Here is a 6,922-nt window from a genome sequence, read left to right on the forward strand (position 1 = left end):
GGTAATCACCGGTCCGAACATGGGTGGTAAATCCACCTACATGCGCCAGACCGCGTTGATCGTGCTGTTGGCGCATATCGGCAGCTTCGTACCCGCAGCCAGTTGCGAATTGTCCCTGGTGGACCGCATTTTCACGCGGATCGGCTCCAGCGATGACCTGGCCGGTGGCCGTTCGACCTTTATGGTGGAAATGAGCGAAACCGCCAACATTCTGCACAACGCCACCGAACGCAGCCTGGTGCTGATGGACGAAGTAGGTCGCGGTACCAGCACCTTCGACGGCCTGTCCCTGGCTTGGGCCGCGGCCGAACGCTTGGCGCATTTGCGTGCGTACACGCTGTTCGCCACGCACTACTTCGAGCTGACGGTGTTGCCGGAAAGCGAGCCGCTGGTGGCCAACGTGCATCTCAATGCCACCGAGCACAACGAGCGCATCGTGTTCCTGCACCATGTGCTGCCAGGGCCTGCGAGCCAGAGCTACGGCCTGGCCGTGGCGCAGTTGGCCGGTGTGCCGAACGAGGTGATCACCCGTGCCCGCGAACACCTCAGCCGCCTGGAAACCACGGCCCTGCCCCATGAAACGGTGGTCGCCAGCCCGGCCAAAGCCAGCAAGAAACCCGCCGCGCCGCACCAGAGCGATATGTTCGCCAGCCTGCCCCATCCAGTGCTGGATGAGTTGGCAAAGCTTGATCTGGATGACTTGACGCCGCGTAAAGCGCTCGAAATGTTATATGCACTGAAGACTCGGATATAACGCAGACGCTTGCAAGCTGATAGAATCTCGCGCGGTTTGGGATGCTGCGGGCTTTTAGCCTGGTCCGCAGACTATCGCTCTCAAACCTCGCGAACCCCACCATAAGGGGTTTCGCTGCCGCCGCCTGAGGAGAAAATTAGAAATGACCTTCGTCGTCACCGACAACTGCATCAAGTGCAAGTACACCGACTGCGTAGAAGTCTGTCCGGTGGACTGCTTCTACGAAGGCCCGAATTTCCTGGTTATCCACCCGGATGAGTGCATCGACTGCGCCCTGTGTGAACCAGAATGCCCGGCCGTCGCGATTTTCTCCGAGGACGAAGTGCCTGCGGGCATGGAGCAATTCATTCAATTGAACGTCGAGCTGGCCGAAGTGTGGCCAAACATCACCGAGCGCAAAGATCCGATGCCGGATGCCGCTGAATGGGATGGCAAGCCCAACAAAATTGAGCAACTAGAGCGCTAAAGCGCCGCTGCCCAACAAAAAAAGGCCCCTTGAGGGCCTTTTTTGCGTTCGGGTGCCTGCATTCACTTTTCTACAGGCAAAAAAAGGGGCGGTATGACCCGCCCACATTTTTTCCCTAGTCCCTGTATTCCTTTTCATCATCCTGATGAATCGCATCCTGCGACGTTCCTTCAAACCATCGTTCCTTGATGGCTGTGCCAATCCGTGGACACAGGGCTGATGTTAGAGCGTTCCGAGGGAAGTTCAACGCGATGCCCTCAGCGGTCTGACAAACTCTACCGCTCTCACTCGCGAAAATAATCGTTATCTTTCAATAAGATAGATAATAGCTTCGTCATTTCAAGACGTACGCAACAGCCAAAAAAACCAAACACTTACGAAAAAGTAAGCGAATGCTTACACGCGCATTACGCAAAGTAGCAACAAGCCCTATTCACACCCCACCTGTAGGAGCGAGCTCGCTCGCGAAAAACCCGAGAGCACCACGGGTCGTCAGGCTTTTCGCGTATCCGTTACAGCCTAATCAATCGTCGCTCACGGTAATGGTCGGCATCGCCGGTGCCGTCGCTTCCTGCAAGACAATCCGCGCACCGACATGACGGGCCAACTCCTGATAGATCATCGCAATCTGCCCATCAGCCTCGGCCGCGACGGTAGGTTTGCCACCATCGGCCTGCTCACGAATCTCCATCGCCAATGGCAACGATGCCAGCAGTTCAACGCCATACTGAGTAGCGAGCTTCTCGCCCCCGCCCTCACCGAACAGATGCTCGGCATGCCCGCAGTTGGAACAGATATGCACCGCCATGTTTTCCACCACGCCCAGCACCGGGATGTTGACCTTGCGGAACATCTCCACACCTTTCCTGGCGTCCAGCAACGCCAGGTCCTGGGGCGTGGTGACGATCACCGCACCGGCCACCGGCACTTTCTGCGCCAGGGTCAACTGGATGTCACCGGTGCCTGGCGGCATGTCGATCACCAGGTAGTCGAGGTCACCCCACGCTGTTTGTGTGACCAATTGCAGCAACGCGCCGGAGACCATCGGCCCGCGCCAGACCATCGGCGTGTTGTCATCGGTGAGAAACGCCATGGACATCACTTCCACACCCAGCGACTCGATGGGCACAAACCATTTCTGATCCTTGACCTTCGGCCGTGTGCCTTCGGCGATGCCGAACATCACGCCCTGGCTCGGCCCGTAGATGTCGGCATCGAGAATGCCCACGCGCGCACCTTCCCGCGCCAGGGCCAGGGCCAGGTTGGCCGCGGTGGTGGATTTACCCACGCCGCCCTTGCCGGACGCCACCGCCACCACATTCTTGACGTTGGCCAGGCCCGGGATCTGCGCCTGGGCCTTGTGCGGCGCGATCACGCATTGGATGTCGACCTTGGCCGAACCCACACCGTCGAGGCCCTCGATGGCCATTTGCAGCATCTGTGCCCAACCGCTTTTGAACAGACCCGCGGCATAACCCAGTTGCAACTGCACCGACACCTGGTCGCCCTGGACCTCGATGGCACGCACACAGCCGGCACTGACCGGGTCCTGGTTCAAATAAGGGTCGGTGTACTGGCGAAGAACGGCTTCCACCGCTGCGCGATTGACGGCGCTCATGGGCTACTCCCGAAAAAAGACTGACTGAAACAGGCGGCTATCCTAACCGTTCCAGCCGCTGAACGGCATGCTTTCGAAGGCGTGGAAGATTCTGAAACAGCGTCACGGGGTGAAATAAATTTCCCGGCGCTTTATAGTGGCCGACCTCCGTTTCATCAAGTAGCCGAGCCCCATGTCCGAGCCACGCAAGATCCTCGTCACCAGCGCCCTGCCCTATGCCAATGGTTCGATCCATCTTGGCCATATGCTTGAGTACATCCAGACCGATATGTGGGTGCGCTTCCAGAAGCATCGCGGCAATCAATGCATTTATGTCTGCGCGGACGACGCCCACGGTTCGGCCATCATGTTGCGCGCCGAAAAGGAAGGCATCACCCCGGAACAACTGATCGCCAATGTGCAGGCTGAACACAGCGCCGACTTTGCCGAGTTCCTGGTGGACTTCGACAATTTCCACTCGACCCACTCCGACGAAAACCGCGAGCTGTCGAGCCAGATCTACCTGCGGTTGAAGGAAGCCGGGCACATCGACCAACGTTCGGTGACCCAGTATTTCGACCCGGAAAAGAAAATGTTCCTGGCCGACCGTTTCATCAAGGGCACCTGCCCGAAATGCGGCACCGAAGACCAGTACGGCGACAACTGCGAAAAATGCGGCGCGACCTACGCACCGACCGACTTGAAGGATCCCAAGTCAGCGATCTCCGGCGCCACTCCGGTGCTCAAGGACTCGCAGCACTTCTTCTTCAAGCTGCCGGATTTCCAGCAAATGCTGCAAACCTGGACGCGCAGCGGCACCTTACAGGACGCCGTGGCCAACAAACTCTCCGAATGGCTCGACAGTGGCCTGCAGCAGTGGGACATCTCCCGCGACGCGCCGTACTTCGGCTTCGAAATTCCGGGCGAGCCGGGCAAGTACTTCTATGTGTGGCTGGACGCGCCGATCGGCTACATGGCCAGCTTCAAGAACCTGTGCGATCGCACCCCGGAGTTGGACTTCGACGCGTTCTGGGGCAAGGACTCCACCGCCGAGCTGTACCACTTCATCGGCAAGGACATCGTCAACTTCCACGCGCTGTTCTGGCCGGCAATGCTTGAAGGCTCGGGCTACCGCAAGCCGACCGGCATCGCAGTGCACGGCTACCTGACGGTCAACGGCCAGAAAATGTCCAAGTCCCGTGGCACCTTTATCAAGGCGCGCACCTACCTGGACCACCTGTCGCCGGAATACCTGCGCTATTACTACGCGTCCAAGCTGGGCCGTGGTGTGGACGACCTGGACCTGAACCTGGAAGACTTCGTACAGAAGGTCAACTCGGACCTGGTGGGCAAAGTCGTCAACATCGCCAGCCGTTGTGCCGGGTTTATCCACAAGGGCAACGCCGGTGTACTGGTAGCCGAGAACGCCGCACCGGAGTTGACCGACGCCTTCCTGGCCGCCACACCGAGCATCGCCGACGCTTATGAAGCCCGCGACTTTGCCCGCGCCATGCGCGAGATCATGGGCCTGGCCGACCGCGCCAACGCCTGGATCGCCGACAAGGCGCCTTGGTCCCTGAACAAGCAGGAAGGCAAGGAAGCTGAAGTCCAGGCTATCTGCGCCACCGGGGTCAACCTGTTCCGTCAGTTGGTGATCTTCCTCAAGCCGGTGCTGCCGTTGCTGGCCGCCGATGCCGAGGCGTTCCTCAATGTGGCGCCGTTGAGCTGGAACGATCACACCACCTTGCTCGGTAATCATCAGTTGAACGCGTTCAAGCCCTTGATGACCCGTATTGACCCGGTGAAAGTCCAGGCCATGACCGACGCTTCGAAAGAAGACCTGGTCGCCAGCCAGACCGATACCGGCCAATCCGCGCCGGCGGGCAATGGCGAGCTGGCCAAGGACCCGATTTCCCCGGAAATCGATTTCGACGCCTTTGCCGCCGTGGATTTGCGCGTGGCGCTGATCATCAAGGCCGAAGCCGTGGAAGGCGCCGACAAGCTGCTGCGCCTGACGCTGGATATCGGCGACGAACAGCGCAACGTGTTTTCTGGCATCAAGAGCGCTTACCCGGACCCGTCCAAGCTCGATGGTCGCCTGACCATGATGATCGCCAACCTCAAGCCACGGAAAATGAAGTTCGGCATTTCCGAAGGCATGGTGATGGCGGCCGGCCCTGGCGGCGAAGAAATCTACCTGCTGAGCCCGGACAGCGGCGCGAAGCCGGGCCAACGCATCAAGTAACCTCTGAAAAATGCCCCGCTGTTGCTACGGCGGGGCCTCTCAGCTTGCCCTTCTCCCTGGGCCGGGCGTCAACGCTATGATCACAGCATGAACCTCATTCAACGTATCGACGCGCTGCTGCCGCAGACTCAATGCGGCAAGTGCGGGCACCCGGGTTGCAAACCTTACGCAGAAGGCATCGCTAAAGGCGAAGCCATCAACAAGTGCCCGCCCGGCGGGCAGGAAACCATCGTCGGGCTTGCACAACTGCTGCGCCTGCCGGTACTGGACCTGGACACGAGCCGTGGCGATGCGCCTGCGCAAGTCGCCTATATCCGCGAGGCCGAATGCATCGGTTGTACCAAATGCATCCAGGCCTGCCCGGTGGATGCCATTGTGGGTGCCGCCAAGCTGATGCACACCGTGATTGTCGACGAGTGCACCGGTTGTGACCTGTGTGTTGCGCCCTGCCCTGTCGACTGTATCGAGATGCGTCCGCTTGCTGACGTTCTGCCTATCGTCGGTGACTTGGCCAGCAACGATGATGAACGGCGTGCACGCGACTTCAAACGCAACCGGGCGCGGCGGCGCTTCGAACAACGTAACGCCCGCCTGCAACGTGAAGAGGCTTGCAAGCTCGCCGAACGCCTGGCAAGAGCCAAGCGCACAGCGCCGATGGAGGTGGCACCGGTCGATCACCCTCAGGCTGCTCAGGACGCCGCGATCAAGCAGGCCAAAAGCAGCGTCGCCATGAGTCGCGCGCAGTTGCACAAATCCTTGAAAGCGTTTGGGCATCCGCCGACCTTTGAGCAACAGTCGCAATTGATTATGCTGCAGCGACAATTCGAGGCATCCGAGCAGGCGCTTGCCGCACTGGAGGCCAACAGCTCACCGCAGCCACCAAAGACGGCCGCTAAAAGCACCGAGTTCAAGCGCGCAAAGATCCAGTTGGCCATGCGCCGGGCTGCGTTGAAAAAGGCTCAGGATCAGCAAGCTGATGCGCATGAAATCGCAACCTTGAAAGCCGCATTGAACGCCGCCGAGCAAACGCTGCAGGATGCCGAGGCCAACGGCTGACCCACTGCACTGTGTATTGCTAACATCACGCCGACCGCCTGCAAGGAAACGCCTGCCCCTATGAATGCCGCAAAACGCCTGGAAATTTTCCGCAGGTTTCACGAAGACAATCCGGAACCGAAAACCGAATTGGCCTACTCCTCACCGTTCGAGTTACTGATTGCGGTGATCCTCTCGGCTCAATCCACGGACGTTGGCGTCAACAAGGCCACGGCGAAGTTGTACCCCGTGGCCAATACACCCGCCGCGATTTACGCCCTGGGTGTGGAAGGCCTGTCCGAATACATCAAGACCATCGGCCTGTATAACAGCAAGGCCAAGAATGTGATCGAAACATGCCGCCTGCTGTTGGAGCTGCATGGGGGGGAGGTGCCACAAACCCGCGAAGCCCTGGAAGCCTTGCCAGGCGTGGGCCGCAAAACGGCGAACGTGGTGCTCAATACGGCATTCCGGCAGTTGACCATGGCGGTGGACACGCACATTTTCCGCGTCAGCAACCGAACCGGCATTGCACGGGGCAAGAATGTGGTTGAGGTAGAAAAGCAGTTGATGAAGTTCGTGCCCAAGCCCTATTTGCTCGACTCCCATCATTGGCTGATCCTGCACGGACGCTACGTTTGCCAGGCCCGCAAGCCGCGCTGTGGGAGCTGCCGTATCGAAGACTTGTGCGAATACAAGGACAAAACCTCCGACGATTGAGCGATCATTGGTTTTTGTGATCAGACGATTGAAAAAATCTTTTTTACCCGTCCGCGGATTATCGCTATAAGGAGCCCCAACGGCAGTCTTAGCCTGGAGTTGACC

The 6,922-nt window shown here is 59.1% G+C and carries 6 protein-coding genes; 5 read left to right on the forward strand and 1 reads right to left on the reverse strand.

Going from position 1 to position 6,922, the window contains the following annotated elements; translation table 11 throughout:
• Window positions 1-754, forward strand: a 754-nt coding sequence (locus GIW04_RS26150) for a MutS-related protein (RefSeq protein ID WP_442962808.1), incomplete at its 5' end; no start/stop codon positions are given.
• 142 nt (window positions 755-896) lie between these two features.
• Window positions 897-1,220 carry a ferredoxin FdxA gene (fdxA, locus tag GIW04_RS26155; protein WP_003172109.1) on the forward strand — a complete coding sequence of 108 codons (324 nt, stop codon included), beginning with the start codon at window positions 897-899 and terminating at the stop codon, window positions 1,218-1,220.
• A 523-nt stretch (window positions 1,221-1,743) separates the two neighbouring features.
• Here the strand turns inward: fdxA and apbC are convergent.
• A complete protein-coding gene (apbC, locus tag GIW04_RS26160; RefSeq protein ID WP_034135812.1) occupies window positions 1,744-2,838 on the reverse strand; it encodes an iron-sulfur cluster carrier protein ApbC in 1,095 nt (364 codons plus the stop codon).
• 172 nt (window positions 2,839-3,010) lie between these two features.
• On the opposite strand from apbC, the gene metG reads away from it, so the two are divergent.
• From metG to nth, 3 genes are all read left to right on the forward strand, one after another.
• Window positions 3,011-5,062 (forward strand): methionine--tRNA ligase, encoded by a 2,052-nt coding sequence (gene metG / locus GIW04_RS26165; RefSeq protein WP_120247575.1) that lies wholly within the window; start codon window positions 3,011-3,013, stop codon window positions 5,060-5,062.
• 87 nt (window positions 5,063-5,149) lie between these two features.
• Complete coding sequence (rsxB, locus tag GIW04_RS26170; RefSeq protein WP_120247574.1) at window positions 5,150-6,118, forward strand: electron transport complex subunit RsxB; 969 nt, start codon at window positions 5,150-5,152, stop codon at window positions 6,116-6,118.
• 60 nt (window positions 6,119-6,178) lie between these two features.
• Window positions 6,179-6,817, forward strand: coding sequence for an endonuclease III (gene nth / locus GIW04_RS26175; RefSeq protein ID WP_003188989.1), 639 nt, complete (start codon window positions 6,179-6,181; stop codon window positions 6,815-6,817).
• Window positions 6,818-6,922 lie beyond the last annotated feature (105 nt).

This window comes from Pseudomonas sp. PA-4-8C (assembly GCF_021606625.1).
Classification (GTDB): Bacteria; Pseudomonadota; Gammaproteobacteria; order Pseudomonadales; family Pseudomonadaceae; genus Aquipseudomonas; species Aquipseudomonas lactis.